The organism is Bacillus sp. ISL-35, from assembly GCF_018613355.1.
Lineage (GTDB): Bacteria > Bacillota > Bacilli > Bacillales > Cytobacillaceae > Mesobacillus.
This window is the reverse complement of record NZ_JAGGQK010000002.1, coordinates 123162-148294: the sequence shown is the minus strand read 5'-3', so window position 1 is coordinate 148294 and position 25133 is coordinate 123162. Positions and strand designations below refer to the sequence as shown.

Genomic DNA, 25133 nt, shown 5'->3' with positions numbered 1-25133 from the left:
AAAAATTCTCCCTATAATTTATAAGGAGAATTAGTATATTTCTCTATTAATCTGTCACTTTATTCCTTAACGTCCCAATCCCTTCAACAGTTATCTCAACTGTATCCCCTGCTTTCAGGAACCTTGGCGGCTTAAAGCCTTTCCCTACTCCTGCCGGTGTCCCGGTCGCAATAATATCACCAGGCTCAAGCGTCATTCCTTGTGAAAGTACGGCAATGACTTCTTCTACCGGGAAAATGAAGTTTTCTGTATTGGAGTCCTGTCTTACTTCATCATTAACGGTTGTCTTTATATCCAGTCCATTCGGATTGGCGATTGCTGATTTATGGACAATCCATGGTCCCATCGGGCATGTCGTGTCAAGGCTTTTGCCGATGAAAAACTGTTTATGCTTTGCCTGGAGATCACGGGCTGTAACATCGTTTATAATTGTGTAGCCAAAAACGTAGTCCAGCGCTTCTTCCCTTTTAATCCCTTTCCCCTTCCTGCCGATGACAACTGCCAGTTCACCTTCATAGTCCAATTGCTCCGTCAATTCACTATGGGTTAAAATCTTTTGTTCATGGGCGGTAACAGTCGTAGGTGCTTTGGTAAATACCATCACATGCTCGGGAATATCTTCCTTGCTGCCCATTTCAATTGCATGCTCCGCGTAATTTTTCCCGACACAGAAAATATTTTTAGCCGGACGGGGAATTGGCGCCAGCAATTCAACAGTTGAAAGCGGAAGGTAAAATTCGCTTTCAAGCTTGTTATCCTTCACCCATTGGACTGTCTTTTCAGCTTCCTGAAAAAATTGGTCACCTAGCAAAAGGGCTTCAACCATGTCAGAAGGAAAGAACTTTTGGCCACTCATTTTTTCATAAACTTCCTGCAGTGGCAAAGCATGACTTCCTTCATCATTTACGATTCCGATCCATTGGCCTTTTTCATTTTTAATCGTTACGAATTTCATTTAAACTTCCCCCTTTAATCAATGTTTCGTTTATGAAATGCTCTGTATCCCGAGGATTTGTAAAATGATAAACTTTTTTACCTGATGTTTTCATCTCATCGAGAAATGCAATGATTCCAGGTGCTTTTTTACGCTTGTATTGTGCCACCCACTTTATGAAGGTCCAATCAAGCTTTTCTTCACAGCCTTCATTCATATCAGGCCTGGACTTCCCATGATACATGACACGCCTTTTGAAAATTCCATAGAAGCATCTTGCAGTAGAATAATCGAGGAAGATGATCGTGTCCGCTGCCCTCGCTCTCATCTCGATTGTGCTTCCATAGTTTCCATCCATGATCCACGAATCTTTTGCCATGATCTCTGTTAAAATAGCCTTCCACTCATCCCTTGCTGTCATTTCCCAGCCAGGTTTCCAATACAATGCGTCAAGATGGTGTACCTCTTTAGCAAGAGCCACTCCAAGCTTTCGGGTGAGTGTTGATTTTCCCGCACCCCCGTTGCCTATGATCATGATCTTTTCCATCAGGCTGCACCCTTTTTAAAACGCTGCTTCTTTAGATATGTACCGCTTCGCCACAGCCATTCGACTGGGCCATAATAAAACCTTTTGATCCACCAGCTGCTGACAGCTAATTGACTTGCATAGATGGCAATAGCGAGCAATGTTCCAGTGAATATAGAAACATCTCCATAGTAACCGAGTCCGTAACTGTAAAAAATCATCGTTGAAAAGATGGACTGGAATAAGTAATTGCTGATTGACAGCCTGCCGGCAGCTTCGAGCGGGTAAAGGATCCTGTCCATTTTCCTGTTCTCGGAGAGAAGGGCAATGATCAGTGCATATGCCATCGCCAGCATCGCACCACCAAAAATATCCTGGGCATAATCAGTCATCAATGTTCTTCCATAAAGGTACGGAACTGACTTGATCAGAAGACCGAGGATGGCAAGTACAGCTGCATATGTGCCAATTTTTTTCTTGTTCCTGTGTACTTGGTCGAACAGTCTTATCTTGGCCGCACCTGCCCCAACCATGAACAAAGGCAGAATCGTGATCAAATAGAAGAGCAAACCGATGAGATTATTATTTTTATACCACTCTGCCATTCTTTGTTCTGTCACTTCAGCAAAGCTGCCAGTTTGATAGACGGTCATTGCCTGTTCTGCAGCCTGTCCATCATACATCGAAAACTCTGCCCCTCCTTCCACCGCCGAGGCGGCACCGAGCATCAACACGAGAAGGACATTTGGAACAATATAGATGGCCAGACCTGCAATCATCAATCTTTTAGCGCTCCATCCCAAAAAGAAAAGAAAGGCAAACCCGCAGACTGCATAGGTTATAAGGATATCCCCTTCCCAGATCAAGAAAGCATGGATGCATCCAATCAGCAGCAGCAGGGAAAGCCTTCTTAAGGCAAGAGGAGTGAACTTCAGGCCTTTATCGAGGATACGCTCTCTTAAGATTACCAGCCCATATCCGAACAACATCGCAAACAACGGATAAAAACTGGCCTGGATCAACACATCGATGAATCTGTATGTAAATAAATTGATATTTCTATCCCACCAGGTTTCAGGATCGATATAAAAATACGGTGAGTGGAATGAAATCATGTTGACAAGAAAAATCCCCAACAGTGAAAATCCCCGCATCCGGTCAATCGAAACGATCCTCCCCGATACCCTTCCTTTAATCTCCATTTTCCCCCTCTTTCCATCCAATGTTTAACATATATTCTATGTATATCACACTATCAGCGAACATGCCAAAAGGAACGGAGGATCAAGCTTTGAAAGCCGCTGCCCGAGCTTTATACAAATTGAATAACGCGCATATGTTTTGATAGAAAAGGAGACACCACATAACGGCATCCCCCGCAATCTATTAATTCACAAATCTTCCGGCCTTGCCCTTCGTTTCCCAATACTCATTCCTCAAATGAACCTTTTGGATTTTGCCGGAAGCAGTCTTCGGCAGTTCTTCTACAAAAGTTACGCCAGTAATGGCTTTGAAATGGGCCAGTTTCTCCCTGGAAAATGCAATAAGATCCTTTTCCGTAATCTGCTCACTTTCACGTAAAACGACGTATGCGTGCGGGGTCTCTCCCCATTTTTCATGCGGGACGGCGATGACTGCAGCTTCGAGGACAGCCGGATGGTCATACAAAGCCCCCTCGACCTCAATGGACGAAATATTCTCCCCGCCACTGATGATGACATCTTTTTTACGGTCGACAATGTCGATATTTCCGTATTCGTCTACTGTCGCCATATCACCTGTATGGAGCCAGCCATTGCGGATTGTTTCCATGGTTGCCTCTTCATTTTTCCAGTAGCCTTTCATGACTCCATTGCTTCTCGTGATTACTTCGCCGATTTCCTTGCCATTATGTGCAACCTCTTCGCCAAGGTCGTTGACAACCTTGACCTGACAGCCGATCATCGAGATGCCTGCCTTCGCTTTCATCCGATATTGTTCATTCAATGGCAGCTCCTTCAAGTGCGACCTGACTGTTGAAATCGTACTTAAAGGGGAAGATTCCGTCATGCCGTACACCTGGATGAACTCCCAGCCAAGTTCTTTTTCGACACGAGTAACGAATGCCGGCGGCGGTGCGGAACCAGCGATGACTACACGCACCTGCTGTTCAACGGTCGGGACATTTTTTTCATAATACTGGAGCAGGGCATTCAAAACTGTCGGTGCCATATGCATCACGGTGACTTTATGCTTTTCCAATGCGCTGAAAATCGCCTCAGGGGTCGTTTTGCGGAAGCAGACCTGGGAAGCGCCGTTTGCTGTGTAATAAAATGGCGAACCCCAGCCATTCACATGGAACATCGGCAGGACATGCAGCAGGACGTCTTCGTCGCTTACCCGCAAATGATGCATCGTGCTTAGTGCGTGCAGATAATTGTTCCTGTGCGTAAGCATGACTCCTTTGGGATTACCGGTCGTTCCACTTGTGTAGAGGAGACTGCAGACATCATTTTCATCCAGTTCTTCGCGTTTGAACGGTTCAGGAGAATGCTGTAAAAGCCAATCATCGTACCCGGTTTCCTCCGTGCTGTCTTCCTTGTAGTGGACAATGATTTCCTTTACCGTTTCCAGCTGATCCTTGATCGGCTGGATTAGATGGTATAAATCCTGATCGACAAATAACACTTTGGATTCACTGTGGTTAAGGATGAATAGATAATCCTCCGGTTTCAGGCGAATGTTCAAGGGCACCATCACACCTCCGACCTGGAAGACGCCGTAGAAACCTTCAAGCATTTCAATTGAATTTGGCGCAAGATAGGCAATCCGGTCACCTTTGCCCACACCAAGCTTCCTCAGTCCATCCGAGAGCCGATTTACCCTGTCATTCAGCTGGGAATATGTAAGTGCCCTGTCTTCTGAAAAAATGGCTTGCTTGTCTCCATAAAGCGAGACTGCTCGATCTAGAAACTGGTTCAACAGCAACGGAACGTTCATAATCTGCCTCCTCATACAATAAAATTAAAAATTCTAAATATATAAATATATTAACATATTATTCATTCTGTTATATAGGATAACTCCTGTTATATAACAAATTTTAGAAAAGAATCTTTCTCCTTATTGAAACTTATAGGCATTTTAATCACATTCTTCATCTGGGCACATAGGATAATAAAGAAATCTAAATAAAGGGTGTTGCTTAATGCCAGCAATTGTAGGTGTCGCACAGGTCATCTCACTCGGAAACAGCGCTGTCTTCCATATTGGAGATGTTTACAGTATTAGCCCGGTTTCCAATGCAAAAACCTTTTCCGGAGCTGGCTCATTCAATACCGGTGACGGGTTGACTGTTTACAATAATCAAAGCTCAACAAATACCTACGATCAAGACGGAGTTGATCAAGGAAACTATTTTAACGTATGATGCGGGTGATTCGGATGAATTTTTATATACAACAATCAATCAATATCAATTTTTTAAAAGTAGAGGGCATCACGAACTCTTCTGTTCTGCAAATTGGCAGTGCGGGAATGATCAAGCCGGTTTCCAATCTGTATAATAGCGGCGGCTTTAAAGAACCGGCTCCAGAAGCTCTTCATCCCTCGCAAATCTATACAGGAATGGCTGGTCCAACCTATACACAAAACTTGCTTGAGGCACCTGCCGTCCCTTTAACTTCAGGTGTTTCTCGTTCATGACATTAAAAAACTGGTTTGAATTGAGGTGATTCATTTGAATGCTGAATTTTATGAATATGTTAAAAAGATGCATTTATATGTAGAGCACCAGAGCAAAAAGATTGCCAAACTGGAGAAGATGGTTCTGGATATGAAGCATGAAATTGCGGTATTGAAAGAACGTCCCCCGGTTCAAGTTGGAAATATCGAGTACAAATTCGACCAGTTGAAAGTTGAAACCCTCGAAGGGACATTGAATATTGGCCTGAACCCGACTGACTTGGAAGGAATTGATGATTTTTCCGTTGATCAAAAAGCGGTCAATGTACCAAATCCCGGCAAGCAGCTATTTAAAAGAACCATCGAAATTGAAACGGCACTTCACCAATATCTCGAAACCGATTTAGAAAGCATTTATCGCGAGGCACAAGAGAAGCTGGGAATCAATGTCGATGATTCCTATTTCACCTTTATAAAAGAAGATATCAAAAAACAGATATCTGGCAGAGTTTCCTCCCATTTACAAGAGAGATCCTCCAATCAAAATGGTACTGTAAACGGCTCTGAGGTGACGGAACAGGTGATTGATCTTCTCAAGCAGGAGATCCAGAATGGAGTGTTCCTTTTCCTTAAGAATCTGCCGGATAACGTAAAGGAAGGTAATGCATAATGAATTTTCAAGTCTATAACCGGGATATTTGTGTTGGAGACATCAGAATCATCGGTGTTTCAAGCTCCTCGTTGTTAATGGTCGGGGATGCAGAAAACATTAATTTGGCAGCTACATTCGATACTCCGGCTGAGTCACTCATTATCGGGCCGTTTGTCCCACTTTCGCCAGAAGTTTGATGATGATGCCAAAGAGAATCGCAATCGTTGATCAAATAAAGATTGACTCCGTTATCTTTTCTTCGGTGTTCCAGATTGGAGACTCTCAGCAAATCCAGGCATTTTCCAGAGCCCTGGCAGTTCAAAGAGAGAAGGAAGAATTTTATGATAATGAAGGTGAATTTAGTGCCTTCCCCATTTTTTCTGAGCCCATCACATTTCAACCGGATGTTGAAACCATTATTAGTTCTACGCACAATATCAACCCTGTTTTAAAGGTCAGAAGTATCAATATACTGGGTGTATCTTCTTCTGCAGTGGTGCATCTTGGGAATAGCTGCAATATTTCGATGGAAGCGAGGGTCAAGCACATCCGGCAACTCCTGCCGCGCCCCGAACAAAATGAATGATGCATGCATATTGTTTTATCAAGGCTGATGGACTCTTAGGCCATTCTCCCTTCGTATATTGACTTTTGGGCAGCGCATTTTTTTATGACTCTGAATTTGGCTTCATAGCCGCAACTTGTTGTGTATATCGCCCAATAGAATAGCAGAAAAGGATGTTTTCAATGCCAGCAATCATAGGTCCAGTCCAAATCTTGAATGTCGGCGGCGGGACGGTACAGTTTGGCGACACACTGTTCATCTCGCCAAAAAGTAATTCAAAAACAGTCGCTGGACAGGGTGGGTTCAACACTGGCGGTTTCATTGTCACAAATAATGGACTTAGCGCCAGCAATGTTCTGGATGCCAACCTGATTGATCAGCCGACTGTAGGAAATAACTAGCGCTTTTTCCGTTTTCGAGCATTTGACTTCGAAATTCTCGGCAGCCTTGTAGAGGGCTGCTTTTTTATCCATTTCAGGAATTTTTGCAGTTCAGGATGTGAGCGGAGCAATTCAATACTATTCAACCCCGCGGCCAGCTCCTCATTTGTGAATAAAGCATGTATCTGTTTGTGGCAAGGAATGCATAGGCTGGCTGTTGGCATGAGCACTCCTCCCATTTCCCTTGGTGTCAGATGATGGACCGTGACCTCGACCTCACTCCTGCCGCATAATTCACAAGTGCTGATATGGCTTTTCTTTGCCATTGAACAATTCCTCCTCTTTCAACTAACCCTGTTGGTAATTTCCCCTTCATGGATTTTCTTAACCGGTGCGTATCTACTCCATACGCTGCAAAAAAAAGGAACCGGTAAGGATTGTGTAAACAATCAACCGGTTCCTTTCATTTAGAGCTGTTCCATTTCCAGAAGATGGCCGCCATCAAAGAAGTATAAATACTTCTCTTCAACCTGCTTTTTCCATACTTGTTGAATCGCCTTTGCATAAAGGCTGATCTGGATTCGATACCGTTCTTCCAGAATCGGTTTTGCCTGTTCGAAACCGCCTTTATAGCGGTCATGGATGCCATCTGTCTTGAAGTCGAGCAGGACTGTCCCTTTCTCATCCTCGAAAATACAGTCGATGACCCCCTGGATAAAAACCGGCTCATTTTCTCCCTGCCAATCAGGGTAAACCTCTTTTGCCGGCAATGAGAGATAAAATGGCACCTCGCGTCTGACCTTGTTTGCTCCAAGGAGCCGCTGACCGATTGCGGTATCAAAAAAGGCAAGAATCCATTTTCGATCGACTGCTTCCTTCTGTTCTGGGAACAGCAGCTCCTTCTCGACCATTTGAACCAGCTGTAATTCAAGGCTGGCTTCTGTAATCGGCCTGGAAAGATCGATATGCTGCATGACCATATGCATCGCGGTTCCCCGTTCTGCCGGTGTGAGCATTTTTTCCTGCATGAACCTTGGCCTGTTGAGGATCGGCTTCGTGAACCGGCGGACGATCTGTGTTCCGCTCTCCTCATCCCTTGTTTCATGGTTTCGCTTCAGCTCGGTTACAGACTGTTTCGAACGGTGATTGGCCGCTTCCTTATAGTGATAATTCCATGAAAGCTGTTCATTGACCTTTTCAGCCAGTTCCGAAACCTGATTTACAGCCTTTCCAGCAGCGACAAGATCCATCAGGCTCTCGCGCTCTTCGTCTTTCTCATCGGCATATGAAACGATTTCCTCTGCGTTAATCGTTTCAATTTTCCATCGGGATGGATGACAGTTAATCTCTTCGTCGAGTGCAGGATGCAGGCTTGCCTGGCTTCCCCTGATTGATTCACAATCTTTATGACGGATCACAGCTGGCCCTATCCAGTCGATATAGCCTGATGCCGATGCCCTTAAATATTCATCAAGGAGCCAGTCCGGATGGCTTGCTTCGTCTTGCCACTTGCTGATCGTTTTGTCTGCGTCCTTCACAGAGCCAATCAGGTAAAGCTTTTCTTTTGCCCGAGTCAAAGCAACATAGAGGACGCGCATCTCTTCGGCAAGCATTTCCATCTTATGCTTGCGTTTGAACGCCAGCTGCGGCAAAGAGGGAAATGAAATTCGCTTCTCTGGATTGATGTACTTTGCGGCAAAACCAAATTCTTTATCAAGCATGTAGAATTTCTTCAAGTCCATCGTATTGAAATTACGGGCAAGTCCCGCGACGAAAACGACTGGGAATTCCAGTCCCTTGCTGCTGTGGATGGTCATGATCCTGACAACATCCTCCTGTTCTCCCAATGCCCTTGCCGCGCCAAGATCATCGCCGCGCTCTCTCATCCGTTCAATGAAGCGCAAAAAGCGGAACAACCCGCGGAAACTCGTTGCTTCATATTGTCTCGCTCGATCATAAAGCGCTCTGAGATTAGCCTGGCGTTGTTTTCCGCCTGGCATCCCCCCTGCAAAATCAAAGAACCTTGTCTCCCTGTATAATTGCCAGATCAAATCCGAAACAGATCCTTGCCTTGCGGTCGTTCTCCATTTTTTCAAGTCTTCAAAGAAACGACTCGTCTTTTCATGGAGGGCTTCATTTTCCGTTGTCGGCTTCTGGAGGCAAAATGCCGTCAACGCCTCATAGAACGAGCCTCTTTTTTGGCTGATCCTGATGATGGCCAGTTCTTCTTCATCCAAGCCGACAATCGGTGACCTCAGTACGGCAGCAAGCGGAATATCTTGATAAGGGTTGTCGATCACTTTCAGCAAAGAAAGCATGACCGCTACCTCTGTCGCCTGGAAATAGCCTGTCGACAGATTCGCGTAAATCGGGATCCCCTGCTGCTTGAATTCCTCCATGATTTGAGGAGCCCACGTCATGGAGCGAAGAAGGATGACAATATCGCGATAATTGACTGGCTTGGATGTTTTCGTTTTTGGATTATACACACCCCTGCGTTCCTCTACCATATCCTTGATATGCTTGGCCATCAGTCTTGCCTCGAGCTGTGATTGTTCTAGGTCTTCAGCGTCGAATTCATTATCAGCAGCCTCATTCTCTTCTGAGGAATCAGAGTCTGATGAAGCGCCTTCTCCCCTATCAATCAACAGCAGCTCGACTGGGAAGGAATCATCCTCCGGATAAGGAGCCCCTTTTTTCAACTCAGCATTATCATCGTAATGGATTTCACCGACTTTCACGCCCATGATCTGCTTGAATAAATAATTGGTGCCGTCCAGTACTTCGCTTCGGCTCCTGAAATTCCTGGCGAGATCAATTTTCAAGCCAGTTCCTTCACCCTCAGCTGTGAACCTGTTGTATTTTCCGAGGAAAAGGTTTGGCTCAGCAAGACGGAATTTGTAGATTGATTGTTTAACGTCCCCAACCATGAACAGGTTCCCGGCTGCTTCTCCTTCTGCCGTCACCAGCTGGAGAATGGCTTCCTGGACCATATTCGTGTCCTGGTATTCATCTACCAGCACTTCCTTGAATTTATTGCGGTAGGCCAGTGCAGCTTCGGAAGGCGATGCAAGTGGACCACTTTCCTCATCGCTTTTTACAGTCAGTATCTCTAGTGTGTAATGTTCGAGGTCTGAAAAATCCACTAGACCACGTTCCTGCTTCACTTCTCCAAACCTGCGCGAGAATTCTTTCACGAGGTCGATCAGCACCGCGATCAACGGCTGCATTTCCTGCATATCCTTCAGGAAGCTTTCTGGCTTCCTGGAAAAGAGTTCGCTTCTTAAATCCTGGACAATTTTCTTTGCCCGGTCCCGGAGCTTGGCCGCCTTATCGACGAGATCCTTGTTGTAATCATCGCCTCGGCATGTCTTTGCCCTGCCGAAATTGGCAAGCTGGATCGCTTCAAACAGCTCTCCCCAGGATTGTTCACCGGCAGCCAGCAATGTATCGATCACATGAAGATCTTCTGTAAAATTGACAGCCCTTGGTGCAGGTCCGCCCGGCATCCTGGAGATGTCGAGCGCTTTTTCAAGAAGCTGTTTCGCTCCCTGGAGCTGCAGCTCGATATCTGAGATAAGCACTTTCATGAACGGCAGGTGCTCTATTGCAGTACTGCCTGCTGCTTCGTACATGGACACAATGGAATCAAGATAATCATCAGGAGAAGGATTGGATCTGGCAAAATCAAACAGGTCAGCGATGATATCCTTCAACCCTTCATCACTGCGGTCATTCGTGAATGCATCCACCAGATTGAAAAATGGCTGATTATCTGCTTTGCCGTATTCTTCTTCAAAAAGATCCTCAATCACTTCGTCCCGCAAAAGCTGACCCTCGGTTTCATCCGCGATCCTGAAGCCAGGATCGACATCGATCAGATAATAATATTTCCTGATGACTTCAAGGCAAAAAGAATGAAGCGTTGAAATCGACGCTCGATTCAACAGGCTTAGCTGCTTTTTCAAATGTGTCGAATCAGGGTTGCTGTCGATGGCTTTTTCAAGTGCTTCACCAATTCTGTGACGCATTTCAGCCGCAGAAGCATTCGTGAATGTTACGACGAGCAGCTCATCGACGTCAATCGGATTGTTCTCCGAAGTGATTTTCCTGATGATCCGCTCGACAAGGACAGCCGTTTTTCCGGATCCAGCCGCAGCAGCGACAAGGATATCCTGTCCGGAAGCCATAATTGCCTTCCACTGATCTTCCGTCCAGGTCGCCCCTTCCGGTACAGGCGGTATATTCATTTTAGCCAAGGTCCTCTTCCTCCTCTCCAATTGATGACAGAATGTCCAGCTTCTTGATCTCCTCAAGTCTGGAAGAATCGATTGCCAGCGCATCATTGACTTTCAGGCTTTCGTCTTCTCTCAGTGACTGCAGCAGGTCTTCCTTTTTAATGATAGGAAGCTTCCTGAAGTCATTTGATTCAACAGCCTGGTCAAATTGGCATACTGGCTTGAACGAGCAGAAGGTACATGGTGCCCGGTCTTTGAGTTTGTACGGAGCAACATCAACGATCCCGCTGACAATCCTGTTCCCTGTCTCCACATACTTATGGCGCACAAATTGCCGTAAGTGGTCAAAATCCTCGCGGCTGGCAACCTTCGAGCTCTTCAGCAGACTTCCGTCCTTTTTGAAACCTGCAGAGATGATCTGTGAACTGCCCGTATCGAGTCCCTTGTCCATCATCCGGATGACATTTTCATCACTGAGCAGCAATCCGTTCATTTTAAAACGTTTGAGGATTTCCTCTTCAATTTCATCGAGCGTCAGCATTTTCGAAGCATTGACGATCGGGTTGTGCACATGGAAATAGAGCACACCTGCAGGGTCCGCCTGTTTACCGACAAGCAGCGGTGAATGGGTGATAATGATATCCAGGTAGGTGAGCATCTGAAGCGCCACACCGTAATAAACCTCTGTCAGATTGACATCCTTCACGCTTGATTTGTAATCAATCACTCTCAGGTATACACCCTGGTCGTCCTCCGCTTTATCGACACGGTCGATCCGGCCCATCAGCTCCATCTTCGTGCCATTTTTTAGTGAGAAGCCGAGCGGAGGCAGTTTCCCCTGCCGGCCGAAGCCAAGTTCCAGACCGACTGGCGAGAATCCGCTGACTTTTGCATGCTCACTCAACACGAGAGATGCGCGGCTGATGATGTTCTGGAGTTTTTGCCTGATATAATGATGCCTGTTCGAGCTCAGCAAGATTTCATTCTGCAGTTTTGGAGCAAGCTTTTGCACAGCATCCCTTGCCAATTCTTCAGCCTGTGCCCTTGTAAGCTGTGCCCAGCTAAGGTTCTGCTCCATCACCGTCTCAGCGATTTCCTTCAGTGCCGCGTGGAAAAGATCGCCGATATCCGGAGCCTCAAGCCGGAATATCTGGCGGTCGCGAAGCTTCAAGCCATGCTGGACATAATGTGAGAATGGACAGCTGTTGAATAGTTCCATCCTGGACACACTAGCCTGGATTTCTTCGCCATACAATTCCTTCGTGACAGATTCCGGCAGCTGTTTCGTCCTGTTTTCATAAAACAGGCTGGAAAGAACTTTCCGGGCTGTATCTGCCCAGCGATGATTTTTCATATAATAATCGTACACATCCCACCAGAAATCATAGACAGGATAATTCCGCTTCTTCAGCTGAAGCTGAGATGTCAGATAGGACAGTGCAATGTTTTCACCAGCAGCATATTCAAGCTGCTCTGCTTCCGGCAATTCCGAAGGATCTGGCAGGAAGAAATGCGTCTGATGTCCTGGAAACAAATCTGAAATCCGCTTGATGAAGGAAGAAGGCATCAAGGCTTTCCCCTCTTCATTGGCAATCGGATAGCTGATATAAAGCTGTTCCGAAGGCGTCACAAAAGCCTTATAAGCCGTAAAACTCTCATCCAGCAGCTTTGTACGGCTGCTCGGAGCAAGTTTCAGGCCTTTCGATTGCAAAAGCTCGCGGTCGTCATCCGCAAATATTCCTTCCTCGGTCATCTTGGCAGGAAGAATTCCTTCGTTCACGCCAATGACAAAAGCAACCTTCACATCAGCAAGCCTTGTTTTTTCGATGTCGGCAATCAGTACCTGGTCAATCGCCGGAGGAATCAGCGAAAACCTGAGTGACTCAAAACCAGTATCGAGGACCGAAACGAATTGCTTCGGTGCTACCTTGCTGTCACCCAGCATTTCGACGAACTGGTCAAGGAGATTGATCACGGCATTCCAGGCTTGTTCATGCTCCCTTGCCTCGATCAGCCTTCCTTCCTGCTCGGCATATATTCTCCATGCTTCGAGTTTCGCCGGAATATCCAGCTCCTCCAGGAAAAGATAGACCGCTTCAGAAAGCTTTCTTCCTGTGTCCGCTCGTTTCAGGCGGCGTGCCATTCGCAGAAGCGGAGCAGCAATTAACTGCTTCAGGTCATTCAGTTCCTGTTCGGTCTTCTTCTCAGCATCCGTCTGGGCCACACTGTCATACTCGAGCCCGCGGATTCTCCGGTATTTCCAGCGGTCTTTTTTTGTCCATTTATCTCCCTGGATCCCATATGCAAGCACATAATTCTCCAGGACATCCATCTGTTCGCGCATCCTGTTCAGGTCAGCACCCTCTGGGAACAGCAGGTCTGTCTTTACAGCCCGGAAAATCGGCTCATACCGCCAGTTCCCCAGGACCGTCTCCAGGCTTGAACGGACAAGCTCAATCAATGGATGGTGGAGCATATTCCGTTTCTGGTCGATAAAGAATGGAAGTCCGTAGTCTTCAAAAATGGTTTCCAGAACTTCTCGGTATTCGCTTCCCCTCATTAAGACAGCAATATCGCGATAGTGGTATCCATCATTCCGTACCAGACCAATGATCTTTCTGGCAACCCCTTCAAGCTCGGCACGTCTGTTGGCTGCCTGTGCGATATGGATCGACGTCTCGCCTGAATACGGAACAGCCGGCCTTGAATCGAATTCCCTTTCAAGATGCATCAGGGATTCATCCTGCCAGCGCCGCTGTTCAGACAGCACGACATTATCTTCAAGCACATAGCCTTTTGACCGGATCATTTCGTAAAGTGTTTGGCAGGTCTCACCTGTCTGCCTGAATAAATGAAGTTCGTCAGGCTGTTCATGCTTGAAATCCCTGTCAACCGGCAGAGCAATCGTCACTCTTTTAGAGGAGGCAATCAGCTGGTCAATGATCATCAGTTCAAGCGGTGTGAAGCTGTAAAAACCGTCAATATATACTTCCGCATTTTTCAGATAGTCAGAAGCCGGGATTTTCTCGGCAAGCAGCTTGAAATAATCCTCGGAATCTATATATTTACCAAACAATTCATCCTCGAATTCGCGATATACGAGCTCCAGGTCATGGATCTTATCTTGTAATGCCTTGTTTCCTCCGGAGCCTTCAGCCATTTTCCCGGCAAGTTCATCCGGATTGATGGCATAGCGTTTGAACTCGATCAGCATTTGTTCCATCTGCTGGATAAAACCATTTTTCTCCGCAGCTTTCTGGAAGATTTTTAGGTCCTCTTTTTTGTCTTCAATGATTTTGCGGATCATCATACTGACCCCGACGCTGTCCAAATGCTGGCGTGTGAATCCTCCCGTTTCCTGAAGCACTCTCCATGCCAGGCGCGGAAAGCTGAATACCTGCGCCCTGATCATTCCCCCAAGGTCTGGGTCTGTGGATAATCTGTATTCTGACAGGAAAGACATTTGTTCCGGAACAAGATAGACAACCGGATCCCCCTGAGGTTCGGAAACAAGCCTGTCCTTCATTTCCTTCATGATCAGCTCGGTTTTCCCGCTCCCCGAGCGCCCCAGTACTAAACGTACAGACATCTGACTTCCCCTTTCTTCTAGTAAAATAACAATCTTCCAGGCTTAACTTCATTGTTTTCACGACGTGCGCGGTACCTGCTTCTTATTCGTAAGGCCGCAGGCACTTTCGTTTATCCGAGTACGATGTTCAAAAAAGCAAATCTGCCACCTGCTAAAATCGAAAAAGGCGCTTCTCTCCCATGCGCCTTTTGTCTGCCAAACAATTGTTCTGTATGTATATCATTATACCTTTTTTACTGGCTGATTTGGAAGCAAAGAGCCCGTTAATTTTTCCCACTTCCCAGGTGCAAATGAACAACCTTCATCGGACTGGGCAGCTGCATATATTGTAGGTGGCAGGTGATAAAAATGAAATCGTTAAGCTTTTTTCAAAAGGCTTCCATCCTACTGATGCTGTGCGCCATCATGGTCGCCAGCAATATTTATACACTGATCCCCGTTTATTCGGTGCTATCGAATAGTCTTGGAATACCTGAATCGCATGTTGTCCTCGCGGGCGGGCTGTTCACCTTTCTTTATGCCTGTGGCCTGCTCTCGTTCGGTCCGGTATCGGATTATACTGGCCGAAGGAGAATCCTGGTGTTCGGTTTGCTGGCCTCGGCTATTGCCACATGTGCTGTCGGCTTTTCTGCCGGCTCCATCAGTCTGTGGATCACTCGCTCTCTGCAGGGATTGACTCTGGCTACTTTTGCTTCCGTTGCCTTTGCCTATTCATACGATCTGTTCACCACCCGGCAGAGAACCATCCTTGTGGTCCTGATCAACACTGGCTTTTTGATTGCCGGCATCTTCGGCCAGGTCGCCAGCGCCTTTCTGGCTGAAAGTTTCTCCTGGAATGCCGTCTTCTATTTCTTTGCTGCCGTTTATTTAATTCTGTTTACTTTCGCGTTTTTCCTGCTGAAAGAATCGCCGTTACAGCCTGTCGAACGAAAACCGCTGGGGACGATTTTTTTTCAATTATTAAAAGAGCCGGTGCTGATGAAGTGTTATACCATCACCTTTTCGCTCCTGTTTGCGATCATCGCCTTCTATGATGCGATTGGCCGTTTCTTTTCCGGACCAGCATCTGATCTTTTGCTGATCCGCCTCGTAGGATTGATCGGTGCTATCCTTTCACTTTTCACCGGAACATTGATGGACAGGTGGGGCGCGCTAAAGACGCTGATGTTCGGGCTGGCAATTGGCTCCACAAGCGCGTTCACCCTGCTATTCCTGCACACAACCAGTTCCCTGATCATTCTTTCCATCTTTTTTGTTTCATCCATCTCACTAGTCATCCCTACGGTCATTACACTGATTGGATTCTACGGCAGCAGTCAACGGGCAAAGGCACTGTCGCTTTATTCGTTCATCCTCCTGACCGGTGCAAGCCTTGCTCCCCCAATCGCAGCTCTTTTACCGTTTCACGGAGTCATGCTGTTACTATCGCTCTTGTTCCTTTTCAATATTATTTTATGTGTTTTTGTAAAAGAAAAAGCATTCCAGTCAGCGAATGCCGGCTGAAATGCTTTTGATTGGTGATCTGATCGCAGAAAGTGTGGTTTATTCCGGTAGATTCCTTTGCTGTTAACTCGGAAAGTCTTTCTTTCAAATAAAATAAAATGCCTTTTTCAGCTGACTGGCTTCTGATTTTTACTGGCCATTTCCTTTAACTGCTTTTTGTCGATTTTTCCGACATGCGTTTTAGGCATCTGGGTGATAAAGTGGATCTGTTTCGGTACTTTATAGCCAGCCAGCTTTTTTCGGCAATATTCCTTTACTTCATCTCCGCTTAACACTGCTTCTTTTTCAAGGACAATGAATGCCGTCACTGCTTCACCCCATTTTTCATCGTGAACACCGACCACCGCTGCTTCCCGGATGGAAGGATGTGAACTCAGCCAGTGCTCGATTTCAAGGGGATAGACATTTTCTCCGCCTGTGATGATCATTTCCTTTTTCCTGCCGACGATATAGAAATAGCCTTCTTCATCCTGTCTGGCAAGGTCGCCGGTGTGAAGCCACCCGTCCTTCCAGGCATTTTCGGTCGCGCTGTCATTTTTCCAATAATACGAGAAGGCATGCTTGCCCCGGATCGCCAGTTCGCCGATCTCTCCTGCTGGCGCTTCGGTGCCGTCGTCTCTGATGACCTTGATCGAGGTGAATAACATCGGTTTGCCGACCGAACCTCTTTTCACATCCGCATCTGAAGGATTGATGAAAAAATTATTCGGACCAGCCTCCGTCAGGCCGTATCCCTCTTTGAAGGCCAGGCCTTTCTGTTTATAAGCTTCATAGATATCCAGCGGGCACGGAGCCCCTCCGGATAAAAATAATTTCATATCCGTGAATTCCGCATGCTGGAACTCTTCTGACTTTACCAGCATGTGGTGCATCGTCGGCACAAACAAGACGATCGTGCACTTATGCCTGTTCAAATGTCCCACCGCTTTTTCAGGAGTAAAATCATCCGCCAGCACGACCGTCCCACCTGCCATCAGGATCGGGATCGACAATGCATTCAGACCGCCTGTATGAAACAAAGGCAAGTAGGTAATCGTCTTGTCCTCTTCAGTCAGATTCCAGCTCGCGATGGTCGAAATGCTGTTCCAGATGATCGCTCGATGTGACAGAACAGCACCTTTTGGCTTTCCGGTCGTCCCCCCGGTATAAATCATCGCCAGCGGGTCTTCCTCATTCAGATCGACAGGCTGGATTTGCTTCTGACCAGTAATCAAATCCTGATAGTGTGAACCATCGATCTGGATGCACTCGCCGGCTTGATCCCAGACCATCGTCACTTCTTTTGTGAATTTTGAATGGAACGCCAGCAGCGCGGGCTCACTGTCTTGTATGATAAAGGCCAATTCATCCACAGATAGCCTCCAGTTCAACGGCACAAATATAGCTCCAATCTTCCCACAGGCGAACAATAAATCGAAATAACTTACTCCATTCGGCGCAAGCAATGCAATCCTGTATCCTTTTTTGACACCCTTTTCCTGCAGCCATACCGCGATCGCCTTGGCTCGTTCATTGACTTCTCCGAACGACCATTCCTGACCTGTACCGGCATCAGCAATCGCAGCAGCGTCCGGTGTCAATCTCGCTCTTGATTCAAGCCAATCGAGCTCCCACCTCACCGCAATCTCTCCCTCTCTCGACGTGATGGGTTTATTTTAAAGATTGGGAGTTACAGGATAGTTACATTCAATGCAAAAAAACACCACAGCCTGGATGGCCATGGTGTTCGGTTCGTCTATTTAATTAACTCTTCTTCTGATAAGATGCCCATATTTCTCACATGATTCTTTGCCTCGGCATCGCCAAGTCTGTACACCATTGCGTAAATCTCCTTCAAGGCCATGTCATATTCCGCATGTTCCCGATCCGGATCCTGGAAAGGGTGCAGATGGGAGTTCCCGTAAGTCGCCCAGTCCGCTTTATAGTTCGCTTCCAGATACTCACGCATGTCCTTGATTTCCTCTCCTGTCGCGATCAACGTGAAGAAATGGCCCTCCTGATCTGCTGGAGTATCCAGCACCTCGCCGCTTTCTATATTAAAGTAATACTTCTGTTTTTGCTCTTCCATGTACAGCACCTCAATCTTTTTTTATACCATTTACCACTTTTGGAGGGAAGTTAACCATTAATTATAGGTGGGGTGCATGTAAAAGCCACTATAACAAATTTCCTAAGATAATTTTGGCTCATTTTAGAGGGCTATGGATGTTTTCATAGCAGTTGGTTTGATTTTAATACTAATTGGATTGATTTAAATGCCGGTTGGGTGACGTTCTGCCGGTTGGAGAAGTTTTTTAACTGATTTTTTTCGGCTGATTTGAATTTATTCCCGGCTAGCTTGATTTTATCTCCAGTTGGCTTAATTTTATCTCCGGTTGGAAGAGATTTATCTCCAGTTGGCTTAATTTTATCTCCGGTTAGTTTAGATTTATATCCGGTGGCTCAAAATCAATCCAGGTCTGTAAATCATACTCCCCTGTTGGCTGCATTTTCATGGTTAAAAAAGATTTAATCCCCGTTACAGGCGTTTTATTCCTCGTTGAAAAAGGTTTATTCCTCGTTGGATTAGTTTTAATCCCCGTTAGAACAGATTTAATCCCCGTTGCCCCTAACCCCAAAATAAAAAAGCGCAGCAAGTGCGCTTTTTCAAGCATTACATCATGATTCCGCCATCTACATGGAGGGTGGTGCCATTCACATATTTCGATTCATCTGAGGCCAGGAAGAGGTAGGCATTTGCGATATCTTCTGGCAAGCCCAGTCTGCCGAGCGGCACGAGCATTTTCATTTGCTCGATCACTTTATCCGGTACTTTGGCTGTCATGCCGGTCTCTATGAATCCTGGAGCGACGGCATTGACATTGATTCCTTTGCGGCCGAGCTCTTTTGCCCAGGTTTTCGTCATTCCGACGACACCTGCTTTTGTTGCTGCGTAGTTGGTCTGGCCGACATTGCCGTATATGCCGGAAACGGAAGATGTATTGATGATTCTTCCTGATCCCTGCTGGACCATCGCCGGGACAACGGCCTGGGCGCAATGGAAAACACCTGTCAGGTTGACATCAACAACCTTCTGGAAATCCTCGGCAGCAAGCTTGTGCAGCATTCCGTCCCTTGTGATCCCTGCATTATTTACAAGAATATCAATCTTGCCAAAATGACTGAGAACTTCCTTTACCATGTCATCCACGCTATCCTTATCAGCGACGTTCACCTGGAAAAAGGCTGCATCATAGCCTTCTGCTTTAAGCTCGGCTGCGCGCTGTGATCCTGTTTCCTCATCAAAATCTGCCATTGCCACCCGTGCGCCTTCACGGGCAAAAGTTTTCGCTGCGGCAAGGCCAATTCCATTTGCCGCTCCGGTAATGATCGCTACTTTATCCTGCAATCTCATAAAAACACCTTCCTATTCTGCTAAAAATCCCTCGATATGCTTTAACAGCTGGTCCAGATCATCCACAAGTGGAGAGTGGCCGCAATTTTTCAACTCTGCAAATCTTGCACGACCTGCAAAGTCCTCGACAATTTCGTCAGCCATCTTGCTTGTGACAACGAGGTCGCGGTCGCCGCGGAGGACAAGGACCGGAATCTGGATATCCTTCACCTGATCTGTTCCCATCCCCAGACCGTTATCGACACCACTGATATTGAAACTGTTGAGAGAATGATAGACCTCAGCCAGATTTCGCTGTGTCAGCATATCATCGACATACTCTTCATAATGTGCCGCTTCCGGCTGACGCTCGGTATAAATCAACATATTCCACATTGCCTTTAAAAATCCTCTATTCTGCTCGTCGTAGGCTGTCTGGACAGCAATCGTTTTTCCAGTATCCGCCTTAACATCCTCATACGTCATAAGTCGATTGTCCAGATCAGGCAAGCCTTCCGGACTTGTGCCGAAGAACGGGTAGCCTCTCGTTGACGCAGATGCCAGCAGCACAAGTTTCTCGCAATAGCCAGGATAATCAGCAGCAAACTGCATTCCTACCGCACCACCGGTCGACCAGCCAACGAGTGCAAAATCCTTTAAGCCAATTTCGTCGACAAACAGCTTTACATCATCGGAAAAATCCTTGATCGACATGATGGGCTTATAATAACTCGAGCCTCCGAATCCCCTCAGGTCCATCGCATAAATTTTATACTCAGGATCCATCTGATCAATCAGCACATCCCAATGCTTCGACGATGTCATGTTTCCATGGATCAGCAGCACGTTTTTCACGCCGCCGTTCCGTTCCCGATAAGTAATGCTTTCGCCGTTTGGCAAATCAACCTTTTTCAATTCGACAGCCGTTCTCTCCATTCAAGCTTCACCCTTCCCCCAGCGTATAGTCGTTGCTCCCCATGCATAGCCTATTCCTGCACTTACAAGGACTACAATATCCCCGTCCTTCAGCTTTCCTGCCTTTTCAGCCAGTTCCAGCGACAGGATCTGGTCAATCTGGCCGATATGTCCATAGTTTTCGAGATAAATAGAATTTGATTCACCTAGTCCTAATTCCTGTAAAACAAACTGGTGCGCGGAACGCTTCATATGCAGCATCGCAATGTATGAAATATCTTTTTCTGAAAAACCGCTTTTTTCCACAGACCGGCGGATGACCTTCAGGAAGTTGGCCATCGACTTTTTCTCCAGCCTTTCTTTCATTCCCTGAGGATCAAGCACATCAAGCTGGTAATGACCCTGTTCCAGATTCTCTGCTGAAAGCGGATTTTTTGTTCCCCCGGCAACCACGACGACATCCTCGGAAAAAGACCCATCAGTGATCATTTCTGTTTCGAACAGCAGGTTTTCCTGATGGCCCTTTTTCAGTAAAATCGCCCCGCCGCCTGCCCCGAGATTGTACATGAACCGGGTCCTCGGATTCTGGTAATCGATGAAATCCCCGTTCCGGTAGCCGCCAGCCAGCAGAACCGTTTGGATATCAGGGTCTGACAGCATCATGCCCCTGGCAAGTTTCATTGCCATGACTGTCGTACCGCAACGCACTGCTGTATCAAATGCCCAGGCATTATGGGCGCCGATTTCTTCCTGAAGCTTGATTCCGGCAGTCCATAATGGATACTCCTTGTATTCCTCACCAATATAGATCACCAGATCGATCTCCATCGGGTCGATCCCCGCTTTTTCAATCGCCGTCTTTGCAGCCCTGATTCCCATCTCACATGTATGGTCTTCCGGACCGGGAACAGGCTTTTTCTTGATTCCCATTTTTTCTTCCACAACCCTTTCCGGAATTCCTGCTGCTCGGGCAATTTCCGCTCCTGTTATATATGTTTCCGGAAGATAGATTCCTGTGCTGACGATCCCGATTTGCACGTTTTCAGCCCTCCTTGCAAATGGCTCATTCTCTCCCTGTAAAAACTAGCACTCTCCTACAATTTCCTTGATATAGGCCATTGCCTCATCGATCGATTGAAACAAGGCTTCTTTTTCATCCTGCACATGGGTGACCTTGACCCGCCAATATTTTCTGCCGCTCTCGATTTCAATGTCTGCTAGCTGGAAGCGGAGTACAAAAGAGGTGACTTGCTGCATCTCCATCATGACTCGCCCTGACTGACGGCATCCGAATTTAAGGAAGCAGGCTCTTTCTTTTTCCTGCTGAATTTCAATTTCTTTAGGGAACCGACAATCCCCATCGGGAAGAACATGACGGCCAGAATATAAATGATTCCAAAGAAAATGATCCATCTTTCAAAGATCCAGTGAACCTTTGCCAGCTCTGTCAGCCAGTGGTGGGAGAATTCGATGATCCCGGCTCCTATGATGGCACCTACCAGCGTTCCGACTCCGCCGATGATTGTCATCAGCAAGGCGTCGAGAGTGATATCCATCGTGAATACACTCGTATTGACAAACCTGAGGGAGACGGCATACAAAATTCCTGCAATCCCTGCAATCACTCCGGACACCACACTTGCAATGACCTTATACTGCAGGACGCTGTATCCCAGTGACTCTGTTCTCTGCTCATTTTCCCGGATTGCCTGAAGCACTTTTCCAAGCGGAGAGTTCGTGAACCTTTTCATTAAAATGAACACAATCACCATGGATCCAAGGCAAATCAGGTAAAAATCTGTCCGGTCCTTTAAAAAGTCCGGTACCCTGAAGGTGAATCCATCATTTCCATACGTGACTTTCCGCCATTTTTCAGCAAGCACGAGGAACAGCCCGGAAAAGGCCAGCGTCAGCATGGCGTAAAAATGGCTTTTCAGCCTCAGCGTTAGCAGGCCGACAAAATAACTGACAAGCGCTGTCAGTAAAATCGTGACCAGTACCGCCAGCAAAAAATAGCTCGTTTCCGGTTCGAATCTTTTCATGAAGACACCCACAGTGTAAGCTCCGATCCCGAAAAACATTGCATGCCCGAAGGAGACGATGCCCGTGTATCCAAGCAGGATGTCATAGCTCATCGCAAGCACGGCAAAAATGAAAACCTGGGAGAGCAGGATGAGCATGCTCCTTGAGTCATAGACAAAAGGGAGAACAGCCAAAAACACGGCAGCCAGTAAATAGAATATGTTCATGCGATTTGAAAACATTTTTGTCATTTCCGCTTCACCCCTTTGCCCCGAACAAGCCCTGAGGCCTGAAAATCAGCACGACTGCCATCAGCAGCATGTTCGCAGCCAGTGCCAGATCCGGTACATAATAGGCCATGAAAGAACCCGACAGTCCGACTAAAATCGCCGCCATCACCGAGCCAGTAAAGCTGCCCATGCCGCCGATGACGACAACGATGAACGCGAGGATGGCAAACTCCATGCCCATATCGGCATAAATCACGCCAGAATAGGGACCGAGCAGCATTCCGCCGAGTGACGCCATGCCTGCCCCGATCATAAATACAAACATAAAGACCTTCTGAATGTTGATTCCCAGCGATTGGACCATTTCTTTGTTCATGACACCCGCACGACAACGAGACCAATCTTTGTCTTTTTCAGCAAATATTGGACGGCAAGGAAAACAGCGAACCCGACGGCAATGATGAAAACACGGTATTTGATGATGATAATTCCGCCAAACTCCCAGCTGCCAGACAGATAATCAGGCGTGGCTGCTGAAATCTGGTTCGGTCCCCAGACGACTTTTAACATTTCGGATAAAACAAGCATCAAACCGAGCGTGATCAAAATTTGCTGTACGTGATTGCCATATACCGGCTTGATGATCCACCGCTCCGTAACGATTCCAAGAATCATGCCCGTAAGGATGGCACCGATGATCCCGGCAAAAAAGCTGCCGGTCGAGGTATAAATCCAAATCCCGCTGTAGGCTCCCCAGGCAAACAAGCCGCCGTGGGCAAAGTTAAGCACATCCATCAGGCCAAAAATCAAAGTGAGACCGGCTGCCAGAAGGAAGATCAGCATTCCTGTGGCAAGGCCGTTAAGGCTCAGGTTAATCAAAACGTCCACACTTGCTTCCCCCTTTCTCAGGCAATCCCGAGATACTTCCTTCTCATTTCTTCATCCTCCCGCAGAACATTCATCGAGCCGTTCGAAACCGTCCTGCCATCATCAATGATGTAGAAGCTGTCTCCGATCGTGCTGGCCATCATGAAATTCTGCTCCACGAGGATGATGGTCGTTTTTTCTTTCATTTGCTGGATCGATTCCATGACCTTCTCAACGACAATGGGGGCAAGGCCCTTGCTTGGCTCATCAATCAGCAGCAATTCATTGTCATTGACATAGGCCCTAGCGATCGACAGCATTTGTTTTTGCCCTCCGCTCAGCAGTCCGCCTGGCTTGTTCCAAAACTTTTTCAAGTCAGGGAACAGATCCAGTATCCAGTCAAGACGCTGCCTGGTCTCATCATTTTCTTTCTTGACTGCCACCTTGATGTTCTCTTCGACGGTCAGGTCAGCAAAAATCCCCTGGTCTTCCGGCACATATCCGATCCCTTTATTGGCGATTGAGTAGGTTGGCAGGCTCTTGATTTCCTCACCTTTAAATAAAACAGATCCTTTGGCAGCCGGATTCAATCCCATGATGGTCCTGAGAGTCGTTGTCTTCCCGGCGCCATTACGGCCAAGAAGTACTGTCACTTCCCCCTTCGGTACCTCAAAAGATACTCCTTGAAGGATATGGTACTGGCCGATGAATGTTTGTATTTGATCAAGCTTTAGCAGCGTGCTCACTATGCAACCCTCCCAAATATGCAGACTGGACTGTCTCATTTTTCATGATTTCTTCAGGAGTTCCGTCAGCAAGCAAGGCGCCGTTGAACAACACCATGATCGTATCAGAGAGATCCATGATCATATCCATCTTGTGCTCGATCAATATAATCGTCCTGTCGCCCCGTTGTTTGATTTTACGGATGACGTCAAGAATGGCCGGCACCTCTTCAAGTGACATTCCCGCTGTAGGTTCATCAAGCAAGAGCACTTCTGTGTTCAAAGCAAGCAGCATCGCGATCTCAAGCTTTCTTTTTTCCCCATGGGCAAGATTCCTCGCAAGTGCATCCTTCCTGTCATCCAACAGCACAAGCTTTAGCCACTCCTCTGCCTGCTCCTCGAATTTATGATAGGATCGGAAGTGTTTAAGCATTTGATAGCGGATTCCCTCATGCGATTGGACCGCAAGCCGGACATTTTCCATCACCGTCAGGTTTGGAAAGACATTGGTGATCTGGAAGGAGCGCCCGATTCCGGCCCTCGTCCTTTTGGTCGGTGACAGCCTGGTAATCTCACTGCCCTTAAAGAAGACCTGTCCTTCGGTCGGAGTGAGCTGGCCGCTCAACAGGTTAAAGAAAGTCGTCTTTCCCGCGCCGTTTGGCCCGATGATCGATTTGAAATGGTTAGGGGGTACCGAGATGCTGACAGAGTCCACCGCGGTATGGCCGCCAAATGTTATGCTAAGATCTTTTGTTTCCAGAATTGCCGCCATGCTTTCGTTCACCACCCTTAGAATATTGGAGTAAAAGCATAATGAACTCCGGCTGATTTACCGAAGTTCATTATGTTACTTTTAAAATCGAAAGTGTAAAATTCACTTCAAGAATTGGCCAGCTCCAGCGCCTAGCCCCTCGAGACGCTTCGGTCCGCCCAATGAAGTCAAAAAGCGAC

At 46.9% G+C, this 25133-nt stretch carries 24 protein-coding genes and 1 pseudogene; 7 read left to right on the top strand and 18 right to left on the bottom strand.

Going from position 1 to position 25133, the window contains the following annotated elements:
* Positions 1 to 46 precede the first annotated feature (46 nt).
* From J7E38_RS03980 to J7E38_RS03965, 4 genes are all read right to left on the bottom strand, one after another.
* Positions 47 to 955, bottom strand: a complete 909-nt coding sequence (locus J7E38_RS03980; protein ID WP_214704947.1) for a fumarylacetoacetate hydrolase family protein — start codon at positions 953 to 955, stop codon at positions 47 to 49.
* On the bottom strand, positions 936 to 1481 hold the full coding sequence (locus tag J7E38_RS03975; protein WP_214704948.1) for a DNA topology modulation protein: 546 nt from the start codon (positions 1479 to 1481) through the stop codon (positions 936 to 938). The genes J7E38_RS03980 and J7E38_RS03975 overlap by 20 nt, the downstream gene beginning before the upstream one ends.
* Positions 1481 to 2662, bottom strand: a complete 1182-nt coding sequence (locus J7E38_RS03970) for a DUF418 domain-containing protein (RefSeq protein WP_214704949.1) — start codon at positions 2660 to 2662, stop codon at positions 1481 to 1483. The genes J7E38_RS03975 and J7E38_RS03970 overlap by 1 nt, the downstream gene beginning before the upstream one ends.
* 184 nt (positions 2663 to 2846) lie before the next feature.
* Positions 2847 to 4439 carry a long-chain-fatty-acid--CoA ligase gene (locus tag J7E38_RS03965; protein ID WP_214704950.1) on the bottom strand — a complete coding sequence of 531 codons (1593 nt, stop codon included), beginning with the start codon at positions 4437 to 4439 and terminating at the stop codon, positions 2847 to 2849.
* A 208-nt stretch (positions 4440 to 4647) separates the two neighbouring features.
* On the opposite strand from J7E38_RS03965, the gene J7E38_RS03960 reads away from it, so the two are divergent.
* The 6 genes from J7E38_RS03960 to J7E38_RS03935 all read left to right on the top strand — a co-directional run bounded on the left by J7E38_RS03960 (position 4648) and on the right by J7E38_RS03935 (position 6741).
* Entirely contained in the window at positions 4648 to 4869 is a 222-nt protein-coding gene (locus tag J7E38_RS03960; protein ID WP_214704951.1) for a spore germination protein, read from the top strand.
* A 14-nt stretch (positions 4870 to 4883) separates the two neighbouring features.
* Entirely contained in the window at positions 4884 to 5144 is a 261-nt protein-coding gene (locus tag J7E38_RS03955) for a spore germination protein GerPB (RefSeq protein ID WP_214704952.1), read from the top strand.
* Between the two features lie 34 nt (positions 5145 to 5178).
* Complete coding sequence (gene gerPC / locus J7E38_RS03950) at positions 5179 to 5793, top strand: spore germination protein GerPC (protein ID WP_214704953.1); 615 nt, start codon at positions 5179 to 5181, stop codon at positions 5791 to 5793.
* Complete coding sequence (locus tag J7E38_RS03945) at positions 5793 to 5972, top strand: spore gernimation protein GerPD (RefSeq protein WP_214704954.1); 180 nt, start codon at positions 5793 to 5795, stop codon at positions 5970 to 5972. Before gerPC ends, J7E38_RS03945 begins: the two co-directional genes overlap by 1 nt.
* 5 nt (positions 5973 to 5977) lie before the next feature.
* Positions 5978 to 6361, top strand: coding sequence for a spore germination protein GerPE (locus J7E38_RS03940; RefSeq protein ID WP_214704955.1), 384 nt, complete (start codon positions 5978 to 5980; stop codon positions 6359 to 6361).
* A 161-nt stretch (positions 6362 to 6522) separates the two neighbouring features.
* Positions 6523 to 6741 (top strand): spore germination protein, encoded by a 219-nt coding sequence (locus tag J7E38_RS03935; RefSeq protein ID WP_023615349.1) that lies wholly within the window; start codon positions 6523 to 6525, stop codon positions 6739 to 6741.
* On the opposite strand, the gene J7E38_RS03930 is transcribed toward J7E38_RS03935, so the two are convergent.
* From J7E38_RS03930 to addB, 3 genes are all read right to left on the bottom strand, one after another.
* Positions 6738 to 7046 (bottom strand): HNH endonuclease, encoded by a 309-nt coding sequence (locus J7E38_RS03930; RefSeq protein WP_214704956.1) that lies wholly within the window; start codon positions 7044 to 7046, stop codon positions 6738 to 6740. The genes J7E38_RS03935 and J7E38_RS03930 overlap by 4 nt on opposite strands.
* 141 nt (positions 7047 to 7187) lie before the next feature.
* On the bottom strand, positions 7188 to 10970 hold the full coding sequence (gene addA / locus J7E38_RS03925) for a helicase-exonuclease AddAB subunit AddA (RefSeq protein ID WP_215038220.1): 3783 nt from the start codon (positions 10968 to 10970) through the stop codon (positions 7188 to 7190).
* A 1-nt stretch (position 10971) separates the two neighbouring features.
* A complete protein-coding gene (addB, locus tag J7E38_RS03920) occupies positions 10972 to 14547 on the bottom strand; it encodes a helicase-exonuclease AddAB subunit AddB (protein ID WP_214704958.1) in 3576 nt (1191 codons plus the stop codon).
* A 348-nt stretch (positions 14548 to 14895) separates the two neighbouring features.
* Between addB and J7E38_RS03915 the strand changes: the two genes are divergently transcribed.
* A complete protein-coding gene (locus tag J7E38_RS03915) occupies positions 14896 to 16050 on the top strand; it encodes an MFS transporter (RefSeq protein WP_214704959.1) in 1155 nt (384 codons plus the stop codon).
* 107 nt (positions 16051 to 16157) lie between these two features.
* Here the strand turns inward: J7E38_RS03915 and J7E38_RS03910 are convergent, their stop codons facing one another.
* From J7E38_RS03910 to J7E38_RS03860, 11 genes and pseudogenes are all read right to left on the bottom strand, one after another.
* Positions 16158 to 17669, bottom strand: coding sequence for a class I adenylate-forming enzyme family protein (locus tag J7E38_RS03910; RefSeq protein ID WP_214704960.1), 1512 nt, complete (start codon positions 17667 to 17669; stop codon positions 16158 to 16160).
* A gap of 116 nt (positions 17670 to 17785) precedes the next feature.
* Positions 17786 to 18118 carry a hypothetical protein gene (locus J7E38_RS03905; RefSeq protein WP_214704961.1) on the bottom strand — a complete coding sequence of 111 codons (333 nt, stop codon included), beginning with the start codon at positions 18116 to 18118 and terminating at the stop codon, positions 17786 to 17788.
* Between the two features lie 349 nt (positions 18119 to 18467).
* Positions 18468 to 18704, bottom strand: coding sequence for a hypothetical protein (locus J7E38_RS03900; RefSeq protein ID WP_214704962.1), 237 nt, complete (start codon positions 18702 to 18704; stop codon positions 18468 to 18470).
* Positions 18704 to 19444, bottom strand: a complete 741-nt coding sequence (fabG, locus tag J7E38_RS03895; protein WP_214704963.1) for a 3-oxoacyl-ACP reductase FabG — start codon at positions 19442 to 19444, stop codon at positions 18704 to 18706. Before fabG ends, J7E38_RS03900 begins: the two co-directional genes overlap by 1 nt.
* A 12-nt stretch (positions 19445 to 19456) precedes the next feature.
* On the bottom strand, positions 19457 to 20359 hold the full coding sequence (gene phaZ, locus J7E38_RS03890; protein WP_214704964.1) for an intracellular short-chain-length polyhydroxyalkanoate depolymerase: 903 nt from the start codon (positions 20357 to 20359) through the stop codon (positions 19457 to 19459).
* Positions 20360 to 21376: a 3-oxoacyl-ACP synthase gene (locus J7E38_RS03885; RefSeq protein WP_214704965.1), complete on the bottom strand. Its 1017-nt coding sequence runs from the start codon at positions 21374 to 21376 to the stop codon at positions 20360 to 20362.
* A gap of 45 nt (positions 21377 to 21421) precedes the next feature.
* Complete coding sequence (locus J7E38_RS03880) at positions 21422 to 21601, bottom strand: hypothetical protein (protein WP_214704966.1); 180 nt, start codon at positions 21599 to 21601, stop codon at positions 21422 to 21424.
* Complete coding sequence (locus J7E38_RS03875) at positions 21601 to 22602, bottom strand: branched-chain amino acid ABC transporter permease (protein WP_251030209.1); 1002 nt, start codon at positions 22600 to 22602, stop codon at positions 21601 to 21603. Before J7E38_RS03875 ends, J7E38_RS03880 begins: the two co-directional genes overlap by 1 nt.
* A gap of 16 nt (positions 22603 to 22618) precedes the next feature.
* A pseudogene (locus J7E38_RS03870) lies at positions 22619 to 23478 on the bottom strand (branched-chain amino acid ABC transporter permease).
* Between the two features lie 17 nt (positions 23479 to 23495).
* Positions 23496 to 24203 (bottom strand): ABC transporter ATP-binding protein, encoded by a 708-nt coding sequence (locus J7E38_RS03865; protein ID WP_214704970.1) that lies wholly within the window; start codon positions 24201 to 24203, stop codon positions 23496 to 23498.
* On the bottom strand, positions 24181 to 24954 hold the full coding sequence (locus J7E38_RS03860) for an ABC transporter ATP-binding protein (RefSeq protein ID WP_214704971.1): 774 nt from the start codon (positions 24952 to 24954) through the stop codon (positions 24181 to 24183). Before J7E38_RS03860 ends, J7E38_RS03865 begins: the two co-directional genes overlap by 23 nt.
* Positions 24955 to 25133 lie beyond the last annotated feature (179 nt).

Bases quoted from the DNA above. Each gene is read 5' to 3' on its own strand.
- J7E38_RS03930 (WP_214704956.1), bottom strand. From the start codon at position 7,046: ATGGCAAAGAAAAGCCATATCAGCACTTGTGAATTATGCGGCAGGAGT.
- J7E38_RS03965 (WP_214704950.1), bottom strand. From the start codon at position 4,439: ATGAACGTTCCGTTGCTGTTGAACCAGTTTCTAGATCGAGCAGTCTCG.
- addA (WP_215038220.1), bottom strand. From the start codon at position 10,970: ATGAATATACCGCCTGTACCGGAAGGGGCGACCTGGACGGAAGATCAG.
- addB (WP_214704958.1), bottom strand. From the start codon at position 14,547: ATGTCTGTACGTTTAGTACTGGGGCGCTCGGGGAGCGGGAAAACCGAG.
- J7E38_RS03955 (WP_214704952.1), top strand. From the start codon at position 4,884: ATGAATTTTTATATACAACAATCAATCAATATCAATTTTTTAAAAGTA.
- J7E38_RS03980 (WP_214704947.1), bottom strand. From the start codon at position 955: ATGAAATTCGTAACGATTAAAAATGAAAAAGGCCAATGGATCGGAATC.
- J7E38_RS03935 (WP_023615349.1), top strand. From the start codon at position 6,523: ATGCCAGCAATCATAGGTCCAGTCCAAATCTTGAATGTCGGCGGCGGG.
- J7E38_RS03960 (WP_214704951.1), top strand. From the start codon at position 4,648: ATGCCAGCAATTGTAGGTGTCGCACAGGTCATCTCACTCGGAAACAGC.
- phaZ (WP_214704964.1), bottom strand. From the start codon at position 20,359: ATGGAGAGAACGGCTGTCGAATTGAAAAAGGTTGATTTGCCAAACGGC.
- J7E38_RS03860 (WP_214704971.1), bottom strand. From the start codon at position 24,954: ATGGCGGCAATTCTGGAAACAAAAGATCTTAGCATAACATTTGGCGGC.
- J7E38_RS03975 (WP_214704948.1), bottom strand. From the start codon at position 1,481: ATGGAAAAGATCATGATCATAGGCAACGGGGGTGCGGGAAAATCAACA.
- fabG (WP_214704963.1), bottom strand. From the start codon at position 19,444: ATGAGATTGCAGGATAAAGTAGCGATCATTACCGGAGCGGCAAATGGA.
- J7E38_RS03945 (WP_214704954.1), top strand. From the start codon at position 5,793: ATGAATTTTCAAGTCTATAACCGGGATATTTGTGTTGGAGACATCAGA.
- J7E38_RS03880 (WP_214704966.1), bottom strand. From the start codon at position 21,601: ATGGAGATGCAGCAAGTCACCTCTTTTGTACTCCGCTTCCAGCTAGCA.
- J7E38_RS03875 (WP_251030209.1), bottom strand. From the start codon at position 22,602: ATGTTTTCAAATCGCATGAACATATTCTATTTACTGGCTGCCGTGTTT.
- J7E38_RS03940 (WP_214704955.1), top strand. From the start codon at position 5,978: ATGCCAAAGAGAATCGCAATCGTTGATCAAATAAAGATTGACTCCGTT.
- J7E38_RS03905 (WP_214704961.1), bottom strand. From the start codon at position 18,118: ATGGAAGAGCAAAAACAGAAGTATTACTTTAATATAGAAAGCGGCGAG.
- J7E38_RS03900 (WP_214704962.1), bottom strand. From the start codon at position 18,704: ATGCTTGAAAAAGCGCACTTGCTGCGCTTTTTTATTTTGGGGTTAGGG.
- J7E38_RS03970 (WP_214704949.1), bottom strand. From the start codon at position 2,662: ATGGAGATTAAAGGAAGGGTATCGGGGAGGATCGTTTCGATTGACCGG.
- J7E38_RS03915 (WP_214704959.1), top strand. From the start codon at position 14,896: ATGAAATCGTTAAGCTTTTTTCAAAAGGCTTCCATCCTACTGATGCTG.